1 pseudogene is annotated in these 253 nt (G+C 83.0%); it reads right to left on the reverse strand.

From position 1 onward, the window contains the following. Positions 1-253: pseudogene (locus tag KVS67_RS12405) on the reverse strand (hypothetical protein); the annotation flags it as partial.

Here is a 253-nt window from a genome sequence, read left to right on the forward strand (position 1 = left end):
CGCCGCACGGGCACGGCGGCCAGGGGCGTGCAGGCGGGGAGCGCGCGCAGGGGCGCCGGGGCGGACACCGGGCGGCACCTGTTCCGGCGGCGGGGGCGGCGGGGGCGCCGAAGACCGAGCTGACGGCGGCCGCGCGCGCGGCCCCGATGCGCCGAGCGGCGCGGTCCACCTCGCCGGCGCGCATGCGGCGGCGGGCCTCACGGCGTTCCCCGCCGCCGAGGCGGTCGACGTAGAGGATCCCGTCGAGGTGGTC

It is taken from the genome of Micrococcus sp. GbtcB5, from assembly GCF_019091605.1.
GTDB lineage: Bacteria > Actinomycetota > Actinomycetes > Actinomycetales > Micrococcaceae > Micrococcus > Micrococcus luteus.